This is a genomic window from Prolixibacteraceae bacterium, assembly GCA_019720755.1.
In the GTDB taxonomy this organism is placed as follows: domain Bacteria; phylum Bacteroidota; class Bacteroidia; order Bacteroidales; family Prolixibacteraceae; genus Halosquirtibacter; species Halosquirtibacter laminarini.
The window spans coordinates 2,379,051-2,404,217 of sequence record CP081303.1 but is presented as its reverse complement, the minus strand read 5'-3'; the positions used below and the strand labels follow the sequence as shown (position 1 = coordinate 2,404,217).

The following is a 25,167-nucleotide window of genomic DNA, read 5'->3' as shown; positions in this document are numbered from 1 at the left end:
AGCTTTAATTATATTGCATCTCTTTGATTCGTAAGTGTTTTTGGACGTTTTCTGTTATCAAACTTTCTAGTGTCTCGCTCATTTTTTCTATTCGGTCGTATAGGAATTGTGTGTTTTTTTAATAGTTCTTTAATCTGAAATATCGTTTTGGACATTTCTTGTTCTGTAAAGAATATCTCAATGATTCTATTCTTCAAGATTCCATAGGATACATTATTGTTTACTTTGTAATTGTATTTTTTAGTCCCTTTCTGTTCTTTTAATTCATCATTAATCTCTTCGATTAATAAGGTTTGGATATTGCTAACAAAAATGGTGGAATAAAAATCTTGTAATATCACTTGTTCTGAGTTCCCTGAAAAGTTTCCAACCTTCAGTTTATTCTTCAATTCATTATAAAAAATCTCCACATTCCATCTCTTGAAATACAGGTCTTTAAATATGTTATTTCTATACTCATCTTTATCAAGAAGAGAACTTATAAGAATTTCAACAGTGCCATTTGGCAACACAACTTTATTCATGCGTACAATGATAGTTTCATCACCAGTGTAACCTTTTTCTTTTAAACATGTTATACTTGGAGATAATTCAATCAACTTTGTTTTATCCGTACTATTCAAAAACTCTTTTGTTTCTTTATTAAAGTTCGTTTGAACTCGAAAAAGAAAGTCAATATCCCTTTTCTTATGTTGATACATCATATCAAAAGAAGGATAGCCTCTGTCATATAAAATAAGATCACCAGGAGTTGCATGCTTTATATGATCAATCGCTAAATCTCGTTCTGTTCTAGAAAGTGGCTGAAGTGTTGAATCAATAACAAATCCATTTAATACATCATATAATAAAGAAACTCTTCCCTGAATAATAGGTTCTTTTGTATGTGGTTGATTAGATCCAAAGACTTCCATTAACTCTTTGGTATTGGGTAGAGTTAGAAGCGATCCATCTACTGCAAGGACTCTAAACTTATGCCATTTCTTATAAGTATTATCAGTATAAAATTCATCAGTAAGTTTCTTTGATAAAACATCAAACACCTTGTAATCAATCTTTTTTCTGCTTTGAACAAATGCACTCTTGGTAAAATGATCATCTGTTTTAAGTTTTTTGTCTTTGTTAAATACACCAATGATATTATCAATTTCAATAGATAGTGTCTTGGTAATTCTATTCATTAAAAAGAGAAGTATTTTCGGGAATTTTAATTTTCTATTTCTTGTAAAATCTTTGTCGTTCATTCTATATTGATTCTGTAATTCATTCGAATATATATATTGCATTATCTTTTTCAATATGAACTCAGGTGTTTTTTTTACCATGTCTATGTTGTTGATTATGAATACAATATACGAAATATTTATCATAATAACAAGCCAAGCCATTGATAATCAACACATTACTTAACTTAATGACATTGGGTGAACACTTCCTCTCTTTTTGATTTTTTACTTCATTATTATTAATTCTTTACGTCTCTTTTTTTTATCATATCCCATATATTTAATAATATTGTAGGAAAACCAATGAAACACATCTATGAATATTGATAGACGCATTCTTCTTTTTTTTCTCCTGTTTGTAGGTCCGATTTCTACTTCATGGAGTTTTGAGTATCTGCCTGTTGTGAAATCCTTCTCAAAAGACCAATATAGAGCAGGACGTCAGAATTGGGCAACCACTGTCGATAACCAGGGGACTGTTTTCTTTGGCAATAGTAATGGTCTTCTTCGAAATATATATGGTCAATGGCATTTGAATAAAACATCGAAGGATGACGAGATAAGATGTCTTGCTATTGATCAGGATACTATCTGGTGTGGAGGACTAAAACAGTTTGGCTATTTTAGTAAAAAGGACGCCAAAGACTTGGTTTATACTGAGCTTTCGGGCAATTCACAAGGAGCTATATGGAATGTCCTAAGTACCCCTAATTTGGTCTACTTTCAATCAGATAGTCGTATTGCTATCTATGATAAACAGAGTCGTCATCTATCTTATGTCGACACTCCTAATGGATATAGTAGTATCGCTTTTTTTAGAGATAAGGTGTGGGCAACATCCAAGAAGGGCGATCTTGGTGTGGTTTCGAAGAATGCATTTATTCCTAAATATCATATTCCCAACCATACGGAGGTACGTGAACTTTTTATTCACCATGATAAGATCTATATTCTATTCTTTGATGGATCTATATATACTCTTAATAAGCAACGAATGGATAAGGTCGTATTTCCCAAGCAGATGCAGAACAAATCTTTCTTTTCTGCCATCTCATTAGACAACAGTACGATTGCATTAGGCTCCATATCTCATGGACTCTTTGTTTATGATACACAGCATGGCAAAATCATAAGACACATCTCTAATAAAGATGGACTTCTCGATGACACCATTCTCTCTATGGCGAAAGACTCTCATGGGACCCTATGGCTGGGACTTGATTACGGAATCTCGAACATGGTATTGGAGAGTCCTATCAGAGAGGTGTTTAATCAAGGAGCGGCATACGATATCTTGTTACAAGATAGAACGATGTTTGTTGCTTCTAATAAGGGGCTTTTTGTATTGTCTGACGACAAAAAGAGTTTTGTAGAAGGCAGTGATGGGCAGTCATGGCGAGTATGTGATTTTAACAATCACACTTTTCTTTGTCATAATAACGGACTCTTTACTTATAGTAAAAAGCAGGGATTAAAGGCCCTCTTTTCCGAAGATGGGATCATGGATATGGCTCCTTTGTCTCGTTCTGATCATTATCTTCTTACAGGATATACAGGTGTATATCATGTAAAGATCTCTCATGAGAAACTTCAGGTTATTGAACGTCTTCCAATTCATGGAAATCCAAAGTTATATTACGACAGTGATCATCAGTTGGTATGGGTCGACTCGAAATATAGTAGTTTGAACTCTTGTAAGCTGAACAAGGATGGCACCATACAGGTAAAGAAGTATCCAGACATCAAGACTTTCTTTCATACTGAAGAGGGGCTATTTTTCTACAATGGACATAAACTCTTCGATTATGTCCATGGACTTTTTGTTCCTTCTAAACAACATGGAGTGAAGCAGATTGATGGTATACGTTTGACAGAACTGGCGATATCAGATGATTTTGAGGATATTATCTATGTACAAGAGGGGCAGATCGTGGTGTTGAAACTTCTACCAGATGGAACTTATTATCGTAATAATAAGCTCCTAAGTCATATGGAGAACAAACTGATTGTTGGAGACGAACGCATTGTTATAAGAGGACGTAAAGCATATTTTACCACCGAAAGAGGGGTTATGGTCTATCTGTTAGATTATAAAAATATGGTGGTATCTGATAATAAGCCTCAAATCATTACTATCTCTTATAAGACCTCAGATGAGTCGACTGTGGTATGGTATCCTCCATTTGATTATGACAAAATAATATTTCCAAAGAACACCAAGACCATCACCATATCTTATGGGATGAGTAAGCGGTGGTTCGATGTGGTGGAGTATAGCACGATGCTTACCCCTTTTCAGGAAAAGTATGAAGTTCGTAGTTCTGAGAGTCATTCCCAAACTTTTACCAACCTTCAAGGAGGTAGTTATCGCTTTGTGGTTAAATCTGTTGTCAATGGAGCTATGAGCTCTTCTTTTGCTTTCTCTTTTGAAGTAGAGAAACATTGGTATGAAACTCTCTGGGTGCTCATTCCTATACTTCTAACACTGTCGTTACTACTTTTTATCATATGGAAAGTGGTTGCTACTAGGACACGCAACAAATTGGAGCTGTTTCACCAACAAGAAGCGGAGAAGAGAGCAGCAGAAGAGTTAAAGACAAAAAACAACCAGCTACTCCAATATATGGAGGTCGTTTCCAATAAGAATCAATTCTTAAACAAGATTAAGGATGGATTAGCACGCATGCGTAATAGCGAAGCACAACGTTGGATTCGTAGAATCGATGATGAGGTGAATAATGAGAAGAAGAACTATTTTTATTTTTCTCTATTTTCCGAAATACATCAAGACTTTATTAATCATGTACGTGTGCATTTTCCCGATCTTACCTCTTACGATATACGATTAATCTCTTTCATTCGAATGAATATGAGCACGCATGATATTGCCTCTCTGTTGAATATCTCAGACAAGAGTGTGGAGACTGCAAGATATCGTTTGAGAAAGAAGATGAAGCTAGAAAAAGAGGTGGATCTAAATCTTTTTGTACAAAACTTTTAGAACTAGTCAAGGAGTTCTATGTTGTTTAATGAGAAGCAATATTATAGATTTAATATGTTTGATTTTGTTTTTGTAACTTATTGTAATTCAATTATTTTGGGATGTATGTAGAGTGGTGTCTGTGTTCTTGAATAGTGTGTCTATTTAATGTCGTTGGTTTAAGGCTATTTTTAAAACGAAAAGGATTATTATTGAGCGGATATCAAACAGAAGCCCCTGTTCCTGAGTTTGCTTTAATATATCAACGGTAATTATGGAGGCTGTGATTTTGGCTTTATTCTATCTTATTGAGTCTCTCCTAAGCTTTTGTTTTCAAGGGAGATGATTTTAGGGACACCATATGAAATAATGAATATTTTATTCTTGTATATTTAAATAATAAATCATGAAAGTGACGACAACAAGGATCCACATTTTAATCCTTTTATCTTATTTCTTTAGTGCTTGTACCAAAACAGAGCCTAAAGAGGTAGTACCAAGGATTCCGATGATTGAGGAGAAGATTCAACAAATGTCTATCGAAGAAAAAGTCGGACAGACTGCTCAGATTACGCTAGATGTATTAACCAAAGGAGACAACATCTACTCTAGTTACGAACCTATAACGTTAGATTCACAACGAGTAAAAGAGGCATTGGTGGATTACCATGTGGGCTCTATTCTGAACACTGCAAATGGGAAGGCATTGCCACGTGAGAAGTGGAGTGAGATAATCGCTTCGTTGCAAGAGGTTGCAATGCATGATACGAAGAGTCAAGTCCCTATTTTGTATGGAGTTGATGCTATCCACGGAGCTACCTATACGGAGGCTGCTATTCTTTTCCCTCAAGAGATCTCTCAAGCAGCAACATGGGAGCCAGGCCTAACTTATGAAGCCAACAGACTCACTGCATATCAAGTTAGAGCAAGTGGTATTCCTTGGACCTTCTCTCCTGTGTTAGATCTAGGAAATGATCCTCGTTGGGCTCGTATTTGGGAGACATATGGAGAAGACCCATATTTGGTCACCAAAATGGGGGAAGCTGCAGTATTAGGTTATCAAGGGGACGATGCCAATCATATAGACTCACTGCATGTGGCTGCATGCCTAAAACATTTCTTTTGCTATGCTTCCAACTCCGGAAAAGATAGAACGCCAAAAGATATCTCTATCTCTACCCTTCATGATACTTTCCTTGTTCCTTTTAAAAATGCGATCGAAAAAGGTGCTTTATCGGTGATGATAAACTCTGGGATTATTAATGGCATTCCTGTTCATGCCAATAAGGAAATTCTAACACATCTATTAAAAAAGGAGTTACGATTCGATGGTTTGGTCGTAACCGATTGGGCTGATATCGAGAATTTATATCAGCGTGATCGTGTGGCAAAAGATCATAAAGAGGCTATCTGTATGGCAATAAATGCTGGTGTCGACCTCTCTATGATTCCTTACGATTATAAAAGATATTGTACCCTGCTTACGGAGCTAGTAAAAGAGAAGAGGGTGTCGATGGAAAGATTGGATGACGCAGTGCGTCGTAATCTTTTGATGAAATATCGTTTAGATCTTTTTGATAACCCTGTGACGAGGTCAAAAGAGTATCCCGAATTTAATGCTATTGATTCTCATGAAGTTGCTTATCAAGGAGCAGCAGAGGCCATCACACTACTGAAAAATCAGAAAGAGATTCTCCCTCTCTCTAAGGAGGCAAAGGTATTTATCACTGGCCCGAATGCCAATACATTACGTCCACTATTAGGAGGTTGGTCCTACTCATGGCAAGGGGATAAGGCAGATCGTTTCGGAGATATGGATCAAACTATTTTAGCCGCAGCCAAACGTACTTTCGGAAAGAATAATGTGGATTATCTTCCTACTGTTACTTATACTTCTGGACGTTATGATTCGGAGACAGTAATTAATATGAACCAGGTGATTCGTAGGGCAAAAGCTGCCGATTACATCCTTCTTTGTCTTGGAGAAAACTCCTATACAGAGAAACCTGGCGATCTTCATTCGTTGATGCTTTCCGAAAATCAACAAGCATTGGCTTTAGAAGCTGCAAAGAGTGGCAAACCAGTAATACTAGTGCTAAGTGAAGGACGTCCTCGTATCATACGAAATATCGAACCAAAGATGAATGCTATTGTACAAACCTATATTTCTGGTATCTATACTGCGAATGCATTGATGGATATTTTGACAGGAGAGGTGAACCCTTCTGGGAAATTACCCTATACCTACCCAATGTATGGCAACTCTTTGACAGTGTATAATCATAAGCACTCTGAAGAGAGTAAGACTCCTGAAGGAATGTATGACTATTCTGGGGGATTCTATCCTCAGTATCCTTTTGGTTTTGGATTGAGTTATACGAAATTTAAATATACAGATTTGAAGATATCCTCTGCGACTCTCCATGCAGGAGAGAAGATTCGAGTGGAAGTGGCAGTGAAAAACGTTGGAGAGCGTACCGGGAAAGAGGTGGTTCAGCTCTATACCTCGGATCACTACGCTTCGATTACACCTGACGTAAAACGTCTTCGTGCTTTCCAAAAGATTGAACTAAAACCAAATGAATCCAAAAAGGTGGTGTTCGAACTATCTGTTAAAGATATCAGTTTTGTCTTAGAGAATGGACAACGTATTGCTGAAAAAGGGGCATTTTCAATTCAGATAGAGAAACTAAAACAAGAGTTTGCACTAGAAGAAACAGTCTCTTTTGAGAAGCTTTAACCCATTTCATTCTATCCCCTATAAAACGGTTTCTTATCCTTAAGAGACCGTTTTTTTTTATCCTATTGTAAGCTTTCATAGTCTTCTATTGTTGAATTAGTGGCACTTGTAGAATCTATTTTTATCAAAGATAAAAATAAAAAAAGAGGCTAATCCCATAACTAGGACGCCTCTTCTTTTCTCGTAAAATTAGAAATACAAAATGAATAACTATTTATTAAAGTAAAGCTTTTCGAATTTGAGTGTTGCTGCTTGCAACTTATCTACCATCTTGCTATCAAGTGTTTGCTTGCACTTCATGGCATACACACACACTTCGTGAAGAGAAAGAAGTAGCTCTTGTTGTCTCTTTTTTGAAGCAGTATCTGTTCCAATCTTTACTCTTTGATAGAGAAAATATTGGGTCATGATATCCTGAATCTTTTTGGCGTGATCTTCTTTGTTGTTTGTCCAACGAACGATCTGTTGTAGGTCTGTTTTGCTGTTCGTTGAAAGGTGACCAATTTCGTGCATACTCTTTTTAATTGTTTGAATATGCTCTTTAATTATCTTAATTCTTAATGCATCATCATAAATACCACAAGGAATTTCACAATGAGCTACTGCCTGTTTTGGAGTTATGGTGTTTACACCAAATACTACCATCACCAAAAGGATAAGGGTTTTTATACTCTTCATAATATTTTAATTCTAATACATCTCTGTGTAAAAAAAAGAGATCTGTTTGTCTTATTCTAACTAACTCCTAAACAATATTGGGTGAAAAATGTTCCATTCTAAGACAGAAAAATTCCTATTTATTACAGGTTGTATCTTCTAATATTCTGAAATAGAGTTGTTCATCTCAGTTTTAAGAAAATAAAAAAAGGGGATTGATACCTTCTTTTTATTATTAGCCACTTTATTTATTATGATTAGTTTTGAACCGTCATGGGGAGAAGTGTGTTATATCTAACAAAGGATGGTGGGATGGAAGTGAAAAGGCTGATCAAATGAATGGAAAAACACGTATCGAAACAGTATTCTGTTGTAATATACGCTTTGGATGTGTTCTTTGATTTATGGATTGTTCTCGCTTCTGTTTCGTTGCCATCTCAGTGTATAATCAAAATATCTCTAATGGAATATTACTCCAAATTATCATTTCGCTACATCATCGTTGTGGCGACCTTAATCTTTTGTGCTAATTCATGCAACGATTCTATGCATGAAAAACCGATGAAGTTATTAGCTAAAAGCACTTCTCAATGGACTGGTGTCGCAGTATCTAGCAACGGCAGAGTATTTGTAAACTACCCTAAATGGTCTGAATCTATCCCGATGAGTGTGGCTGAAATTGTCCGTGGTGATGCGATGCCTTTTCCAGATGAAGTATGGAATGCTCCCAATAGTTCTAAATTTGTTTCTGTTCAATCTGTATTTGTTGACGACAAAGACCAATTATGGATCTTAGATACTCGCAATCCGATGTTTAAAGGGGTGTTACTTGATGGACCGATACTTTATCGTTTCAATTTAATGACCAACCAATTGGTTCGTAGTTATAAATTCCCTAGAGGTAATTATCATACAAACTCCTATTTCAACGATGTGCGTATCGACAACCATTCTGGCTATGCTTTTATAACCGACTCTGGATCTGGAGCTATTGTGGTGCTGAATTTAGAGACAGGAGCATCGAAAAGATGGCTTGAAAAGGACCCTTCAACAAAATTTGAAGTAGATCATTTGGTCTGTAAAGGTGCTACATGGAACGGAAAAGTAGATGTGGATGGTTTGGCTCTGACGCCAGATAGAGAATATCTTTTTTATGCTGCTTTATCAGGCCATTCACTCTATAAAATTTCTACCAAAATGTTAACAAACTTCAATCTTGATGAACAAAAAATGGCTACTGCTGTTATCAGAGTGGGAACGATTCCTGCGACAGATGGAATGGCTTTTGATAAAAAAGGTTATTTGTGGCTTGGTGGACTTGAGCAAAATACGATAAACCGAAGATCTCCTGATGGAACGATTCAGTCCGTATGGAAAGATGATCATATTAAGTGGGCTGACTCTTTTGCTATTGATGAAAATGGGTTTGTCTATTTCACCACCTCGCAGATTCACCTGAAGCCTAAGCAAAGAGGCGCGTATCGTTTATATCAGTTTCATCCTGACCTATTGAAGGAGTGATGAAAACCAATACAAGAATAAGATTTTAGTTAAATATAGATTCTGTTTGCACCCAGTCCTGTTTCTTAAAAACAGGCTGGGTGTTTTGGTTTATACCCTTAGCTCTTTTTCCTTTGTCGTATTTTCCATTCTATCCTTCATTTTGTTGCCCCTAATTTATCTCAACACTGCTTTAATAACTTCATTTTAACCCCTTTTTTTGCTCTTTTTTTTGTCGAGTTTGATTCTACCTTTGGATACCTTTCAGATACCCTTCCTTTACCCTTAGAGTAACCAAAGGGTAAAGGAAGGGTAAAGGAAGGGTAACCGAACTAGGGATGAAGTGGCTAGTTGAAAAAAATATAAATTCTCTTTGGGAAAGGTTTTTGATCTTATTTTATGTAGTTTTTTGTTTGGCAAATTCACCACAGCTCTCTTTAAAGAGAGGAAGTAAAATTAGTCATTCTATATTGTTTTTTATCTCTGCGATTTCCTGTTTCTTTTAAGACGTACCGACCCCTTTTATCAGAGTCTATTTTTCTGATCTATACTAATATCCTCTCTGTGTTTTTTCTTGAATTTATTATTCAAAGAGTAGGATAGTGCAAATCGAATACGTTGTATATCCATATGGTCCCAATTTACCTGTTTTATTCCATGAACGTATTGTGTGAAAGTTTTGTCTGTGGAGTCAAATAGGTCGCTATAGTCTACTTGAAATCTTAAACTTTTATGAAACATCATGATGCTTGCCCCTACATCACATTGACTATAGGAGGAAACCTCGTAACTGCCTGCAAGGCTAGGAGAGGAGTATAGGTAGGAGATATCAAATACGATACCAGTATGGGGAATCATAATGGTATTGTTGCTGACAAAGATCCCCGTGTAGGACGAAAGCGAAGGAACGACCTTAGGGATTTTTGATTTGGTTTGCGAGTATAGACCGAGCATGTCTAGACTACCTTTGTACCATTTTTTGATTCCATAATTCATATTTAAGTAGAGTTGAAATCTATCCATATCATAGAAGTTTTCTGGTCTAACCACCTGTACCGCTGTTTGGTCATTTACAAAAGTTACTTCGTCATATTTGTTGGTGATATGATAGTAACTCATCGATAAATTCATGTGTTGCATTGCAATACCCCCCGTGTATATGGAGGTAAAATAGTTTTCAAGAAATGGATTTCCTTCAGAGTAATTATAAGGAGTTGTATAGAAACGATATGGGTCTAGCAATCTAAAAGAGGGACGATCGACTCGACGCTGATAGTTTGCAAATAGCGCATTTCCTTTGGGAGAGCGGTATTTAATATAGAGAGAGGGGAAGAGCTTCGTTACACTTTTTTCATTGCTTTTCTTCAGAGTCTCATTTTGTTGTTTGTAGTGAGTCGTCTCGGATCTTATTCCCGCTTTTATATCCAATCGGCTCGTTATTTTCTTAGAGAACGAACCATATAGTGCAAAGTTTTGCTCATCATAATCATAACTATTATTCTCATTTAATTTGTTGCTATCATATTCCACGCCATTTTTATTGCTTATCACCGAATATTTTGATCCAAGCTCCAGATCCAGCCATGAAAAAGGCAATGAAACATCTACTTGTCCATTTTTGATGGTTGCGTAAAGAAAACTACTATTGCGAAGTCTTTTAAAAGAATATGGAGAAAATGGAAATATGATTGTTTCACTGACATATTTGCTTTGGTTGGTAATATCGTAGTCAAGGTAGTCAAAACATAGATGAATCGCTTTTCCAAGGGTGTCTAATTGGATGTCTGCATATGCCCCTAGCACTTTTGAGTCCCTCTCTTTCTCGAAATTGTTTCGGACTATAATGATTGAGTCTGTCTTGTTGTCCAACCCCTTTATGTTTGAACTGTTTTTAGATTTGAAGGTTGGGTCACTAGAAGTTATGGCATATGTGACTCCTAATTCAATTTTGTCGTTACATTGATAGGTCACTTCGTTATAGAGGCTATATTGAGAGGACTTTTGGATATCTTCAGACAATTCGTCCCAAAGGTAGTTTGGATAGTAAATTTGATAACGTTGTGTTGGTTCTTTGGTTCCTCGTTGGAAGCCTGCATTTGATGATAAAGTCCATCGTCCTGCTTGTAGTGTGATTGCTGCCCCTCCTTTATAGTATGGTTCATTGGCATAGGATACACTACCTCTTGCATGAACATTTATATGGTTATTCTCTTTTTTTGTTATCACTTTTATGACACAAAAATCGCCCTCTGACCCATATTTCGCAGGAGGCGAGGTGATCACCTCAATGCGATCGATTTCGGAGGCATTTAAACCCTGAAGATAGATAAGTATTTCTGCTTTGGTCAGCTTCAGCTCCCTGTTGTTTATATAGAGCTTATAGTTGGATTTGGTGACCACACTCAAGCCCTCTTGGTTTGCCAATACTCCAGGAACGTTGTTTAATATTTCCAATCCATCTTTGCCTTCATTCATCGGTTCTTTTAGTACCTTATAGATCATTCTATCTACTTTTGTTTCTAGTACTTTTCGTCTTTTTTTGATGGTCACTTCCGAGAGCGAATGGATATCTTCTTTTAACAAAATAGTTCCTAAGTATAGATTTTGCTCTATATGAAAAGAATGTTGATATTTTTTATAGCCAATAGAGGTAATCTCTAATATATATGAGCCTATGTCTGTTTTTAATTCAAATTCTCCTTCGTAGTTGGTAACCGCTCCAGCAACCATTTTTTTGAAGTGTATCTTTCAGTATCACAGTGCAATAGGGAATCGCTTGAATGGAGTCAGTAACCACTCCTTTTATTTTTACCTGTCCAAAAGTTTTAATGCTTGATAATAAAATAGAAGTCCAGATAATTATTTTAAGATATCTCATTCCAATATGATTGAATTTTGTTAGGATGATAAAGATAGTCAAAAGTGAAATAAAGTTAATGTGTGAAAATAGAAATGATGGCCTTTCTGAATAATTGAGGTTGCTTAGATTCTGTTTAAAAGGATTAAACTCTGAATGGACTGATGGATACTAGAGCTTATGGAATATGAATAGCTTTTATTTTTAGAGTGTCAATTATAATCCTAAGTTACTTTATCAATAATAGTCTTGTCCTCTTCAATTTATGACTTAAATCGATTCTTGTTAACATTTAGTTAACTTATAAAGCCTGCTTGAATTACGATATTTTAACGCTTTATGGGTGGGTTTTATAGCTTTATGGGTGATTGGTTTATAGAATAAATATTTTTTAACAATGAATTCTAATGTATTATTATAGAGAGTATTATGTAGTGTTTCTAGTGAACTGTATTTCTAAATTAGGCTTGTTTTATGTTTAGTAATATGGGTTAGTGATATGTGTGATAGTTCATTGTATAAAAGCAAATTTTAAAGCATGTTTCTTAATAGATTCTCTTCTCTATTTAATATTCACTTAACTTATACATTTACCATTACGCAAATGGTGCGCACATTTGTTGGTAATCTAGTATGCATATCTAAATGAAAAGTTAAATCGTAAAAATTTTAAAACACACTTTGTATGAACACTCAAAAAAAATGCTTGTTCAGTAGGATCGGTTTTCTTGCAAAAGGAATATTGGTGTGGCTGTGTTTGGGATTCTCTCTTTCTGTTTTTGCTCAAACTAAAATTATTGCAGAAGGACAGGTTGTCGGAGAAGATCAAGTTTCAATTCCTGGAGCTTCAGTGGTTGTAAAAGGAACCACAATGGGGACTATAACAGATTTTGATGGACACTTCCAAATTAAAGTATCAAAAGGGGATATACTTCAGATCTCTTATGTGGGAATGGTAACACGAGAGGTTGTTGTTGATGGATCAAAGTCTTATCAAATTGTATTAAAGAGCGATATTCAGAAGGTTGACGAGGTTGTTGTGACCGCCTTAGGAATTAGGAAGGAGAAGAAATCATTGGGATATTCTGTTCAAGATTTAGGAGGGGATGACCTCAATAAAGGAGACTCCAATCCGATGAGTTCTCTTTCAGGAAAAGTCTCAGGGGTTCAGGTGAATAACTCTGCTTCAGGTGAAGGAGGATCAGTCCGAGTTACGATTCGTGGAAGTTCTTCTATTGCTGGAAACAATCAGCCGCTGTATGTTGTTGATGGGGTGCCATTAGACAATAGAAGTTTGGGTGGTGATGACCTTTGGGGAGGTAAAGACTATGGAAATACTGCAGCTGATATTAATCCAGATAATATCGAGAGTATGTCTGTGTTGAAAGGTCCAACTGCTGCTGCACTTTATGGATCGAGAGCTGCCAATGGGGTGATTTTAATCACCACCAAGAAGGGTAAGTCAGGACAAGTAAAGGTGAGTTACAATGGTAAATTTACTTTTAATACCATTGCAAAAGAAAATGAAGACCGTTTACAATATGATTATGTCCAAGGGAACAATGGGGTGTTCTATACTGGAGCAGGAAATAATAGCAACGCTTATACATCTTGGGGATCAAAGAATATTGGACAAGAGCTAGTGCTTCCTGATGGATCCAAGTACTCTGCAAATCAAAGTAAAAGTCGTTATGGTGACTTTTATGAAACGGGTCATGAATTTGTTAATAGTGTGAATATTTCTGGTGGTACAGAGAAGGTGCAAAGCACTTTGGGAATGACCTATACCGACATGAATAGTATCACGCCAAATGTAACTTTGGATAAATATAATGTTAGTTTGCGTACGACATTTGATCTGAGTGACAAATTTGATTTGGATACCAAGATCAATATGATGTATAATAACGATCAAAATAAGACTGATTTTGGTAGTTCTGCTGCCAACCCAGTAAAAGGGTTGATTTATACACCATCTTCTTTGCCAAATAGCATGATGCAGGGGTATGTAACGCCAGACCACTCATATCACTATTTTAATGAGAATACCATCTTTTTGAATCCATATTGGTTGACAGAGAATTTGATGTCTACCGCAGAGAAAACTCGTACTTTAGGTATGGCAAAGTTTTCATATAAAGCGAATGATTGGTTGTCTATGTTTGTTCGTACAGGAGTCGACTATTATAGTCGTAACACTTCGGAATCGAAATATGCAAACCCAACATTTCAGTCTGGACGTTATAGCGAAGGAAGTTCAAGATCTTTTGATATGAATAATGACTTCTTGATTACTGCCCAGAAGGACTTTAATGAGGATTGGTCTGCATCGCTATCTGCAGGAGGAAATATGTATTATCACTATTATGATCGTACAGATGTGACAGCCAATTCTTTAACTGTACCAGGGTGGTTTTCTGTAACGAATACACCGAATCCTGAAACCAAATGGAGTCATGATGAAAAACGTATTAACTCGTTGTATGCTTTTGGACAACTCTCTTATGGACATTTTATCTATTTAGATATTACAGCTAGAAATGACTGGTCTTCGACGCTACCATCGAATAATAGATCTTATTTTTACCCTTCTGCATCTTTAGGATGGGTTTGGTCTGATATGCTTACTCGTATGGATGTTTCTCTTCCAGAGTGGTTAACTTATGGTAAATTACGTGGGTCCGTTGCGAAAGTGGGTAACGATGCTCCTGCATATCTAACCAATTCTACCTATACTTTACAGCCTGGAGTAGATGGCAATCAATTTGGTCGTGTGGACCCTGTGAAGCCTGCAGATGATTTAAAACCAGAGCAGACTACTTCGTATGAGATTGGTGCGGAATTTAAATTATTTGATGGTAGACTGTCATTGGATTATACTTATTATAAGAATAGTACCAAAGATCAGATCTTAGTCATCGATGATGTTCCCTCTTCTGGATACAAACAACGTGTGGTGAATGCTGGAGAGATTCAGAACTATGGTCATGAGCTTTCTATCTCCGCTGAGGTCTTCAGAAACGAGAATGGATTTAATTGGACTTCAAGTTTGAATGCAAGTAAAAATACCAATTATGTGGTTTCATTGAATGAAGATTTAAATTACTATTCTGTGATGGCCAATTCCAATATTATTCCTGCCAACATTCGAATTACTGCTGGTGGTGGTTATGGTGATATCTATGGACGCGGATATCAAAGAGATGGCGATGGCAATGTATTGGTGGATGATCATGGACTCCCTTTGCTAACCACTGACTATGTGAATTTAGGAAATAATCAGCCTGATGTTCTATTAGGATGGGGTAACTCTTTTAGATATAAAAAATGGACCTTGGATTTCATGTTTAATATGAGTTTTGGAGGAGAGGTTTACTCTTGGACAAATTCTGTATTGGCAGGAAACGGTAATGGATCTTTCACAACAGATTATCGCGAAGGTGGAATGGTTGTAGAAGGTGTGAATGCTACGACAGGAGAGAAGAATACCACTTCTGTGACTGCACAAGAATATTGGCAAGCGGTAGGTGGAGAGAATGGAGCAGTTGAGCCATTCCTTTATGATGCTTCTTACATCTCTTTAAGTAACCTTTCGTTAAGCTATCGAATTGGAGATATTGGTAATGACCAATTTAGTTTAAAGAATGTGGTGGTCGGTGTATATGGATCAAACCTTTGGTATGTATATAAAAATACCGATGGATGGGTACCTAATAGCTCTTCAAGTAATTTTGATTCTGTACAAGGTATTGAGGCATTTAGTCAGCCTTATACAAGAAGTTTAGGTTTTAATGTTGGGTTTAACTTTTAATCATACGAAGGATGTTTAAAAATAATATATTAAAAGTTCTTTTAGCTTTAGTCGCTTTGTCTGGTTGTACATCTGATTTTGATCAATTGAATAACAATCCGACTCAGGTTACTGATTTAGATTCTAAATATCTTTTTACAACAGTAGAGAAGCGAGGCGGATTTTCTAATTGGGGAATTTACCAGTTGATGCAGAGTCTCTATGTAAATCAATATGCCCAATATTGGGCAAACACAACAAACTACTTTCCTAGTGACCGTTATACAATGAATAATGGTTGGATCGAAGGCGTTTGGAATGAATTTTATAGTGAACATTTTAGAGTTCTAAATCAAATTATTGCGGATCCTAATGAGAATGTAAATCGTGTGCAGATGGCTCGTATTTATCGTGCCTTTATGTTTCAAAGATGGACTGATACTTGGGGGGCTATTCCTTATAGTGAAGCAAGTATTGGAATTTCTAAACCAAAATATGATTCGCAAGAGTCTATCTACCACAATTTGATTGTAGAGTTAGAGGATGCGATAAGTAAACTAGATCCAAACATGGAAGCAGGTGGATTTGGTAGTGCAGATGTGATCTATCAAGGATCGACAGCAAAATGGAAACGTTTTGCAAACTCTTTGCTTCTTCGTATGGCGATACATATCTCTAATGTGGAGCCTGATTTGGCGAGGGAGACTGCAACCAAAGCAATCGCTTCTGGAGTGATGACTAGCAATGACGATGCTGCGGTGCTGCCTAGTGATCCAAATAACAGAGAGGCAACAAACCCGATTCATGAGATTGCATATTGGAATGAGTTCCGTATGAGTAAGACCATGGAGATCTATATGAATGGTGACAAACTAGGAGTGGTTGACCCTCGATTGAAGATGTATTGGGCACCAGTGGCTGTTCGTAATAATGAAGATCCTTATGATGTTTCAAACTTTAAAGGAGTTCAAAATGGATTGGCTGTAAAAGACGTTCCAACAGGAGACTTGGGTAGCTATTCCAATGTAGGTCCTATCGCTTCTAAATATACATATGATGCCGATAAAAAGAAATACATGCCACTAGATGCGGGTAAAGAACTTCCGATGTTTATCTTTTCCTATGCAGAAGTTTGTTTCTTGAAAGCAGAGGCTGTAATGAACTTGGGTGTCTCAGGTGATTCGAAATCACTTTATGAAGAGGGTATCCGTGCAAGTATGTTGCAATGGAGCCAAGAGTCTCATAAAGTTTATCAAGGACCTGTTCCTACGGAAAAAGAGATAGCGAACTATATCGCTTCGGTAAGTGGTACTATTGATCAAGAGAAGATCACGACACAAAAGTGGTTGGCTCTCTTTCCTGATGGATTCGAAGGATGGACAGAGTTCCGTAGAACTGGATTCCCTAATTTTATTCCGATCCCAGCACCTGACCCATCGGCGACGTTAAATGGAGAGACTTTCATTAATCGTCTAGCATATCCTCTCGTTGAAAAAAACCTGAATCCTAATTCGTATAATGCAAACGCCATGTTAGGAGATAAAATGTGGTGGCAAAGATAGTTTTGTGATGGTCATGGTTTCGTATCCCCATAATAAAAGAGGGATACTGTATATATATAGCCTACAAGTTTTTACTTGTGGGCTATTTTCGTTTGGGTGTTTTAGGTGAGCAACCTATTTTGCAATTTAAAACAAAAGGTATAAACAAATAAAAAAGTAGAAACAACACAGATAGATAATAGGTTTAATTGCCTGCTACATTCGGGATCTATAATACTAAAGATTCTCACTTAAATAGTCTTGATTTCTTTTTCAATATCACTAGTGTCACAAATGCAAGAAGGGAAGTCGTAAACATAATTGTTCCGTACCCTACAATAGTAATGATTCTGCCTTCAAGTGTATCTTTAGGTATCTCAATTATCTTTCCATCAAGAAAAATATTCAAGAGAGTAAACGTTGTAATTGCAGTAATAATACCAGTAAGAAATACAATTTTATTTTTTTTATCATTTTCTTTCATAATTATTAAATATAAGTTTTTTTTAAAATATTCTATCAAACTTTACTACGCAGGTTAGGATTTATTGTAGAAACCTTTTCATTTGCCTTTAAAATAAGTGTTGCATCTAAATCTAGAATTTACGCCTGAAGAAAAGACTAAAGTACTTTGGGTCTTCTGAATATGTTATGTCCATTAGTACATCTAATCTTTTACAATGTATTTTCTATAAAAGAAACCTGAAAACAAAAGGAGCGTCATATATGTTAAAAGAGTTGATAGTTGTTCAATTACAGCTACTAATCCTGAACTAAAATTATTACTTTGACTTAATACGTAAAAAGATATAATTAAAAGTATAAAAGAGACTATAGATGAAACAAGTAATTTTAAGGACATTTTCATATTCAATTTTAAATTTTGCAAAAAAGAAATAATTTATTTGTAAAATAGCAAAATACTTTTTGTATTGTATAATATAATTAAAGTTAATTTACGTAAATTGATGCTTTTATATCTTCTTTTGTTTGATTTCCAGTAATTTTGGGCACTTTTTCATTTGCGCTTATAATTAAGGTTGCTACATCTATTGCTTTATCTGTTTCTTTCATTGTTTATATAGAGTTTTGCCAAAAGGTACTTTGGAGATGCCCCTACATGGTGGATGTCGTGTAAAATTGTTATAGCGATTTGTAGCGACAGCTCCTGGGATCCTCGAAGCTCTCGCTTCGAGATTGCACGAGACTTCGTGCAATACTCCTTGAGTCAATAATTTTAAAAAGATTGAAACAACACACGGAAGCAGGAGCTTCCTATCTCCCAGGTGTTGATGCATCGATTATTGATGCTCCTTTAATTACCATATTTGATATCGTTCTATTTTGTAGCAACAATATGTTGTATGGTAGCTGCAAACCCATGTGTTTGCCCTGATATGACAGTCATGTTTTTACCATATTTTGTGTCGTCGTATTTGCGTGGTTCTGATACTCCATGTAACCTAAAATATATACGAAAATTTGCTGAAGCGTGGTAAGATGTTGATATAGTGCAACGCAATGTTGCACAAATACTGTGGCGTAGTAATGTCACCCTCTTAGACTAACCCATGATATCTTCCATCAGGCAGAAAACTATAAGAAGCATAAAACGGTTGAAATGGGCTAAGGTAAAGACATTTTCGTTTCATAAATATTTAATTAAATATGGTAGGTTCTTATTTTATGGAATATTACAAATAAGATTTTTTTAGAATCAAAAAGGAGAGACTATTGAAGCCTCTCCTTTTTGATTTTACTGTTGATCTCGATGTGATGAAAGGAATCTATGTTTGTAGATTATGGTATGGCTAGAAACTAGATTTCTATTAGGAATCAAAAGGTTATTTATTTCTATTTACTGCATCTATTGCATCTTGAGACATGCCATATTTTTTACCTGCCATTCTCTCTACTTTTGAGATCTCGAATGCTACAGCATAGTGTCCCACTCCTTTTTTCTTAGGCATGTCGATGAGTGTGGCATTTCCTTGTTGAGAGAATCGTACTCTTTTGCCTGTAGCGATATCTCTTACTGTAGCGCCTTTGGCCACTAGACAGCCAGGAAGCATTGCCTTTTTCATCTGCTCTCCCTCTGAAAGAAGGACTATCGCATAGACCTTGCTGTTGTCTTTGGCTTTTGTGTAGCGTACGTTTGCTTCTCCAAATGGTGCAATAGCACGAGTTTCATAGATTGCCTTTCCATTTAATTTTAACCATTGTCCCAAACCTTGTACTGACTCGATCTCTTTTTGGTTGAACCATCCTTGAGGAGAGGCTCCTAGGTTGATAAGGAAGTTTCCTCCTTTAGATACCACGTCTACTAGTTTGTGGGTAAGTTCTCTACTGCTCTTGACTCTTGTTTCAGGACTGTCGACAAAACGATAAGAGAAACAACAGTTTACGGTCATGTTTGACTCCCATGGAGTGTTGTCTGACTCCGATGGAATATGTTGCTCTGGAGTACGATAGTTCTCCCATCTACCCCCAATCCAACGATCGACCACAAGGATTCCTGGTTGGTGTTTGCGACACATCTCGCCCACTTCATCCATCTTCATATCCTGTCCTCTGTTGGTTTTTGTAGCCCATGCGCCATCAAGCCATAGAATGTCGACATCTCCATATTGAGTCATCAACTCTTCTACTTGCTTATAAAAGAAATCGGTGTAATCTTTCCACCATTCAGGGTGTCTTGATATTTTATAGTTCACATTTCTTGTGGCTGCATCAAAAGAGGGAGTCCAATATTTAGGGTGATGCCAGTCTGGTTTTGAAAGATATGCCCCAATCATCATATGCTTTTTACGCATCGCATTAAATAGTTCTCCTGTGATGTCTGCATGCTTTGATTTGGCATATGGATATTTTGGATTGGTGATTTTAAAATCGGTTTGTTTGGTGTCCCACATGGTGAATCCATCGTGGTGTTTGGTGGTGAAAATAAAATATTTTGCTCCCATATCTTCTGCAAGATCAGCCCAGTCACTTGGTTTGAATTCCGTAGGATTGAATTTGGTTGCGAGGTTGAAGTAGTGTTTGCGAAAGGCCTGAATATCCTTGTGTGGTGTAAGCCACTCTACATCTTCAGAGACGATAGGCCAAGATTCGCATAGTCCCTCTACGGAGTATGCTCCCCAATGCACCATAAAACCTAGTTTAAGGTCTTTCCAATCTTCTAATTTTTGTTGTACTTTGGGATCTTTCTCTACATAATATTCTTTGTCTTTCCACTGTGCGAAAACAGCGATTGCCATCAATAGCAATGTGCTTGTTAAAATTGTTTTTTTCATTCTCTTTTGGTGTTTATTTAATTAGTAGTGTACTATTTCTGTTGTTAGGACGAAGTGGGAGTTTTGCCCACTTCTTAAAAATTTACTTTTTTAGTTTCCATTGAGAAACTCCAGATGGAATTTTAATCATTTTGTCGTGAATTCTAAGAGTATAAGGGTTGGTGCTCTCTACATAGATTTATGGGGTGTCGTAAACTTGTGGTAACTTATAATTTCGACTCGGTTTCTTTTGACAAGCTGTGAATAATAACAGTGCTAAAAATATCTTGTATTTCATAAGCTATTTTTGGATTGTATTAGTTTGTTCGTTTTATCAAAGATATAAATATTCGTGCTTTTCCTGTATTGTTTAATATAAGATAACTTCTTTCTGTTGTGATCTCTATATTTCTTTTTCACTAAAAGGCTCAAATTTCAATGACTGACCCCCTCTATAGAGGAGGAGAGATATTGGCTCTATTTTTAGGGAATCTTTTGTTTTTACGCTTTATTAAATGCTTCAGAGTTGCATGAATTGTGTGTCTTTTTTGACTTTAAGTAGGGTATGGTATTGTTGTCAAAATGTAAAGTATTAATTGCATTTTGACAATAATACTTGTCTTAATGGAAAATAGTCATTACTTTCGAAGTACTAATTATAAAATTGTACTGATATGAAAACAAATTATTTATTTTCCCATCGTTTTAAAAAGATAGGTTGGTTGTTATTTATCCCTTCTGTAGTGATTGGTTTGCTTGGTCTTTTTGATGTTTTAGAGATAGATATTCTTAATGTGCATGTCTTTGGTATTAAAAATGATATTTTTTCAAAAGGAGGAATAGGCATCTTAGAGAATAATATTGCGGATGAGATATTTGGAATTTTGTCTATCATTGGTTTGCTTATGATCTCCTTCTCCAAAGAGAAGAATGAAGATGAGTTTATCAGTAGAAATCGTTTGGAGTCGTTGGTATGGGGAACTTATATGAACTATTTGGTGTTGATTTTGTCGATGCTATTTGTGTATGAATTTAGTTTCTTTTATGTGATGATTTTTAATATGTTTACGACCTTGATTATTCATATATCTCGTTTCTATTATATTTTATACAAAAATAAAAAATCACTTCAGGATGAAAAATAGGTTAAAAATAGAGAGAGCAATAAAAGATGTAACCCAGCAAGAGTTGGCCAATCAAATTGGAGTGACAAGACAAGCGATCAACTCTATTGAGCTGAATAAATACGTTCCTTCTACGGTCCTTGCATTGAAACTGGCTAGATTTTTTGAGAAGCCAGTAGAAGCGCTTTTTAGTTTGGAAGAGGAGGATTAAAGAAATTTAAGGATGGCATACTTAAGTGTGGCTTTATTTAAAGATTCTATCGTCGTAGATATAAATATCCATTTATTTCTATGACGATATTTTGTAATGAACGTGTTTTTTTTGTTGCTTGTTGTGTTGCCTGATTTAGAGAGTTTGGGATGTCTGTAGTCATTCTCTATATACTCTTAATTTAAAATAATTTAGACAAATGTTGTTTGTTTAGGTGATTGATGTGGAGATAGTTTTGTATATTTATGTCGATAAGTTAAAGGGTTCTTTAAATAATGAATTTTACCAATTATTACTAAACACACGTTAAAATGAAAACGAGACTTCTCTTTTTATGCACTTTCATTGTAGGTGCGCTTCTTTCTTCTTGTAGCCAAAGTACTAAGAAGAATGAATATAATATTGTCCCTTATCCGGCTAATTTGACTCCTGAGCAGGGGCAATTCCATTTAGATTCTGACTCTAAGATTTCTTACAAAGGGAGTGAAGATGCTTCATTTGTGGCTTCTGAATTTTCTCGTTTTATCACCAAAGCTACAGGGTTTGAACTACAAGTGGCTAAAGATGCAGGCAAAACAGATAATGCCATTCGTTTTGTAGAGGATGCAACTTTAACAGGGAAAAAGGGTAGTTATCAAATGAGTATTACTTCGGACGAAATTATAATCTCATCCAATACCGCAGTAGGTCTTTATTATGGATTTCAATCGTTAAGACAGTTATTGCCAGTACAAATCGAGTCTTCTATGGTGGTGGCAAATATGGATTGGACTGTTCCTTGTGTTCAGATTCAAGACGAACCAATGTTGAAATATCGTGGTTTGATGTTAGATGTAGGACGTCACTTCTTCCCTGTATCTTTTATAAAGAAATATATTGATCTATTGGCGTATCATAAAATGAACATTTTTCATTGGCACCTAACAGAAGATCAAGGGTGGCGTATTGAAATTAAGAAATATCCTGAACTGGAAAAGAAAGCAGCTTTCCGTAAGGGAACAATTGTTGGTCATCTAGGACATGGTAAAAAAACGGATGATAAAAAATATGGTGGATTCTATACCCAAGAAGAGGCAAAAGAGGTTGTTGCTTATGCAGCAAAACGTTTTGTAACCGTAATTCCTGAGATTGAGTTGCCTGGTCACTCTCAAGCAGCACTTACCGCATATCCTCACCTTGGTTGTACTGGAGGTCCTTATGAAGTCTCTACTCGTTGGGGTGTGATGAATGAGGTGTACTGTGCAGGAAATGAGAAGACTTTTGAGTTCTTGGAGGATGTCTTGACTGAAGTGATGGCTATCTTTCCTTCAAAATATATCCATATTGGAGGTGACGAATGTCCAAAAGAGCGTTGGAAAGAGTGTCCTAAGTGTCAAAAACGCATGAAACAAGAGCATTGTAAAGACGAGCATGAGCTACAGAGTTATTTTATTCACCGTATTGAGAAGTTTTTAAACAAGAATGGTCGCCAGATCATTGGATGGGATGAGATTCTTGAAGGTGGATTGGCACCAAACGCTACTGTGATGTCATGGAGAGGTGAAAAAGGTGGTATCCAGGCTGCTAAAGAGGGACATGACGTGGTGATGACACCGGGTTCCCACTGTTATTTGGATCACTATCAAAATAATCCAAGCGAAGAGCCTCTTGCAATTGGAGGTTTCCTCCCATTAAATAAAGTGTATAGCTATAATCCTTTCCCATCTTCATTGACCGCATCGGAGAAGAAGCATATCATTGGGGTACAAGGAAATGTTTGGACTGAGTATATGCCAAATAGTAAGCATGTGGAGTATATGGTTTATCCTAGAGCATGTGCCTTATCAGAAGTAGCATGGTTAGATCCATCGAAGAAGTCGTTTGAGCGTTTCAAAAAGATTATGGTAGATCATAAAAAACGATTGAAACTGTTGGATGTGAATTTATTTGATAAAATATTGGCTCCTAAAGCATCTATTTCTAAAGTGAGATTTGTTACGGAAGGAAAACTTTCGTTTGAAAACACATCTATCGATGGTACGTTATATTATACTCTTGATGGATCGGAGCCAACAAAGCAATCTTTGAAATATGAAGGCCCAATCACTTTAACAAAAGCAGGAGTAGTGAAGTGTTGTAATATTATCTCTGAGGATCAAAAGAGTGCAGTGGTTTCTGTTCCAGTAGAGGTGATTGACTATATTAACCCAACTGCGACTAAAGGGGCAAAAAAGGGGTTAGAGGTTTATTTAATCCAAAAAAAGGTCTCTTCTTGTAAGGCTTTGAAGAAAACAGATGGAAAACGTTATACTTCGGATAAGGTAGAGATTATTAAACAAGCTCCAGAGGATCATTTTGGAATGATTTTTACTGGAGTTATCACCGTGCCAGAGGATAATGTGTATTTCTTCGGTATCGGATCGGATGATGGATCTATTCTATCTCTAGACAATAAAGTGTTTATTGATAATGATGGGGGACATGGAATGCAGTGGAAAAAGGATGTTATTGCATTGAAAGCGGGATCTTATCCTATCAGTGTTCGATATTTTGAAGGTTCTGGTGGAAATAATCTTGGATTAAAAGTGAAGGTAGGAGACAAAGAGATTACTGACGTCCCTTCTTCATGGTTTAGCCATTAATATTTGGACGTAGATTGTGTTCTAATGGACACAATCTATTGATATTTTTGATGATGGGCAAGCCTACAGGTTTGCAATGACTATGGAATTCTTTATGGTTCTTATGGTCGTTGCGGATTTGTATGTTTGCCCATTTTTTGTTTGAGAACGAATAATGATAGGACGTGGTTGATGGATCCATTTGTTGATGTAGTAACAGGATACTATCACTGTGAGAGATGTTATTGTAACTAGCTTCTTATGTTTTGGTTTCTGTACTTCGACAAGTGGTTCCTGAGCTTGTCGAAGGGTTTCGCGATTGTACGATACTTCATGCCATTCTGGTGAAATAGAATATCTCAATCTTCCCAATGTATTTTTAGTTTCATGTGTAGACGATAAAATGTATAGGTAATATTTTGTACTATAGTATATGACAAGAAATAACTATCTGGTAATTAGTGGGTTAGTACAAGGTTTGTTGTATAAGTTGCTGTTGTTCAGTATCTTGTAAAGGATTTATCACGTCTTTTATAATGTACCTGAATACCAAAGTTGACCGTAAATATAGTGATTTAGACGAGTTAATAAAAGAAAATACTAATTGGCATTTGTCTCGAGTTAAATGCTTTTGTATGCTTATCCATTCTCTGATAAAGCTTCAATCTG

13 protein-coding genes are annotated in these 25,167 nt (G+C 36.2%); 8 read left to right on the top strand and 5 right to left on the bottom strand.

Annotated features, from left to right (window positions below):
- Window positions 1–8: 8 nt before the first annotated feature.
- Window positions 9–1,286: an IS4 family transposase gene (locus K4L44_09410; protein QZE12805.1), complete on the bottom strand. Its 1,278-nt coding sequence runs from the start codon at window positions 1,284–1,286 to the stop codon at window positions 9–11.
- 256 nt (window positions 1,287–1,542) lie between these two features.
- On the opposite strand from K4L44_09410, the gene K4L44_09405 reads away from it, so the two are divergent.
- Both K4L44_09405 and K4L44_09400 read left to right on the top strand, forming a co-directional pair.
- Window positions 1,543–4,227 (top strand): hypothetical protein, encoded by a 2,685-nt coding sequence (locus tag K4L44_09405; GenBank protein ID QZE12804.1) that lies wholly within the window; start codon window positions 1,543–1,545, stop codon window positions 4,225–4,227.
- 385 nt (window positions 4,228–4,612) lie between these two features.
- Complete coding sequence (locus K4L44_09400) at window positions 4,613–6,946, top strand: glycoside hydrolase family 3 C-terminal domain-containing protein (protein ID QZE12803.1); 2,334 nt, start codon at window positions 4,613–4,615, stop codon at window positions 6,944–6,946.
- Between the two features lie 210 nt (window positions 6,947–7,156).
- Here K4L44_09400 and K4L44_09395 read toward each other — a convergent pair whose 3' ends face one another.
- A complete protein-coding gene (locus K4L44_09395; protein ID QZE12802.1) occupies window positions 7,157–7,624 on the bottom strand; it encodes a superoxide dismutase, Ni in 468 nt (155 codons plus the stop codon).
- Between the two features lie 318 nt (window positions 7,625–7,942).
- Between K4L44_09395 and K4L44_09390 the strand changes: the two genes are divergently transcribed.
- Entirely contained in the window at window positions 7,943–9,124 is a 1,182-nt protein-coding gene (locus K4L44_09390) for a hypothetical protein (protein ID QZE12801.1), read from the top strand.
- A gap of 504 nt (window positions 9,125–9,628) precedes the next feature.
- Here K4L44_09390 and K4L44_09385 read toward each other — a convergent pair.
- Window positions 9,629–11,833 (bottom strand): TonB-dependent receptor, encoded by a 2,205-nt coding sequence (locus K4L44_09385; protein ID QZE12800.1) that lies wholly within the window; start codon window positions 11,831–11,833, stop codon window positions 9,629–9,631.
- Between the two features lie 812 nt (window positions 11,834–12,645).
- Here K4L44_09385 and K4L44_09380 point away from each other — a divergent pair.
- Both K4L44_09380 and K4L44_09375 read left to right on the top strand, forming a co-directional pair.
- Window positions 12,646–15,771, top strand: a complete 3,126-nt coding sequence (locus tag K4L44_09380) for a SusC/RagA family TonB-linked outer membrane protein (GenBank protein ID QZE12799.1) — start codon at window positions 12,646–12,648, stop codon at window positions 15,769–15,771.
- Between the two features lie 11 nt (window positions 15,772–15,782).
- Complete coding sequence (locus tag K4L44_09375; GenBank protein QZE12798.1) at window positions 15,783–17,312, top strand: SusD/RagB family nutrient-binding outer membrane lipoprotein; 1,530 nt, start codon at window positions 15,783–15,785, stop codon at window positions 17,310–17,312.
- 226 nt (window positions 17,313–17,538) lie between these two features.
- On the opposite strand, the gene K4L44_09370 is transcribed toward K4L44_09375, so the two are convergent.
- Window positions 17,539–17,775: a hypothetical protein gene (locus tag K4L44_09370; protein ID QZE12797.1), complete on the bottom strand. Its 237-nt coding sequence runs from the start codon at window positions 17,773–17,775 to the stop codon at window positions 17,539–17,541.
- Between the two features lie 1,360 nt (window positions 17,776–19,135).
- Window positions 19,136–20,584, bottom strand: coding sequence for an alpha-L-fucosidase (locus K4L44_09365; protein ID QZE12796.1), 1,449 nt, complete (start codon window positions 20,582–20,584; stop codon window positions 19,136–19,138).
- 653 nt (window positions 20,585–21,237) lie between these two features.
- Here K4L44_09365 and K4L44_09360 point away from each other — a divergent pair.
- The 3 genes from K4L44_09360 (at window position 21,238) to K4L44_09350 (ending at window position 24,519) form a co-directional block, all read left to right on the top strand.
- Window positions 21,238–21,708, top strand: coding sequence for a hypothetical protein (locus K4L44_09360; GenBank protein ID QZE12795.1), 471 nt, complete (start codon window positions 21,238–21,240; stop codon window positions 21,706–21,708).
- Window positions 21,698–21,898 carry a helix-turn-helix transcriptional regulator gene (locus K4L44_09355; GenBank protein ID QZE12794.1) on the top strand — a complete coding sequence of 67 codons (201 nt, stop codon included), beginning with the start codon at window positions 21,698–21,700 and terminating at the stop codon, window positions 21,896–21,898. The genes K4L44_09360 and K4L44_09355 overlap by 11 nt, the downstream gene beginning before the upstream one ends.
- Before the next feature lie 311 nt (window positions 21,899–22,209).
- Window positions 22,210–24,519: a family 20 glycosylhydrolase gene (locus K4L44_09350; GenBank protein QZE12793.1), complete on the top strand. Its 2,310-nt coding sequence runs from the start codon at window positions 22,210–22,212 to the stop codon at window positions 24,517–24,519.
- Window positions 24,520–25,167: the final 648 nt, after the last annotated feature.

What these genes read in the sequence shown, in the direction of transcription:
- K4L44_09410 (QZE12805.1), bottom strand. Translation starts at nt 1,286, where the DNA reads ATGCAATATATATATTCGAATGAATTACAGAATCAATATAGAATGAAC.
- K4L44_09405 (QZE12804.1), top strand. Translation starts at nt 1,543, where the DNA reads ATGAATATTGATAGACGCATTCTTCTTTTTTTTCTCCTGTTTGTAGGT.
- K4L44_09400 (QZE12803.1), top strand. Translation starts at nt 4,613, where the DNA reads ATGAAAGTGACGACAACAAGGATCCACATTTTAATCCTTTTATCTTAT.
- K4L44_09395 (QZE12802.1), bottom strand. Translation starts at nt 7,624, where the DNA reads ATGAAGAGTATAAAAACCCTTATCCTTTTGGTGATGGTAGTATTTGGT.
- K4L44_09390 (QZE12801.1), top strand. Translation starts at nt 7,943, where the DNA reads ATGGAAAAACACGTATCGAAACAGTATTCTGTTGTAATATACGCTTTG.
- K4L44_09385 (QZE12800.1), bottom strand. Translation starts at nt 11,833, where the DNA reads ATGGTTGCTGGAGCGGTTACCAACTACGAAGGAGAATTTGAATTAAAA.
- K4L44_09380 (QZE12799.1), top strand. Translation starts at nt 12,646, where the DNA reads ATGAACACTCAAAAAAAATGCTTGTTCAGTAGGATCGGTTTTCTTGCA.
- K4L44_09375 (QZE12798.1), top strand. Translation starts at nt 15,783, where the DNA reads ATGTTTAAAAATAATATATTAAAAGTTCTTTTAGCTTTAGTCGCTTTG.
- K4L44_09370 (QZE12797.1), bottom strand. Translation starts at nt 17,775, where the DNA reads ATGAAAGAAAATGATAAAAAAAATAAAATTGTATTTCTTACTGGTATT.
- K4L44_09365 (QZE12796.1), bottom strand. Translation starts at nt 20,584, where the DNA reads ATGAAAAAAACAATTTTAACAAGCACATTGCTATTGATGGCAATCGCT.
- K4L44_09360 (QZE12795.1), top strand. Translation starts at nt 21,238, where the DNA reads ATGAAAACAAATTATTTATTTTCCCATCGTTTTAAAAAGATAGGTTGG.
- K4L44_09355 (QZE12794.1), top strand. Translation starts at nt 21,698, where the DNA reads ATGAAAAATAGGTTAAAAATAGAGAGAGCAATAAAAGATGTAACCCAG.
- K4L44_09350 (QZE12793.1), top strand. Translation starts at nt 22,210, where the DNA reads ATGAAAACGAGACTTCTCTTTTTATGCACTTTCATTGTAGGTGCGCTT.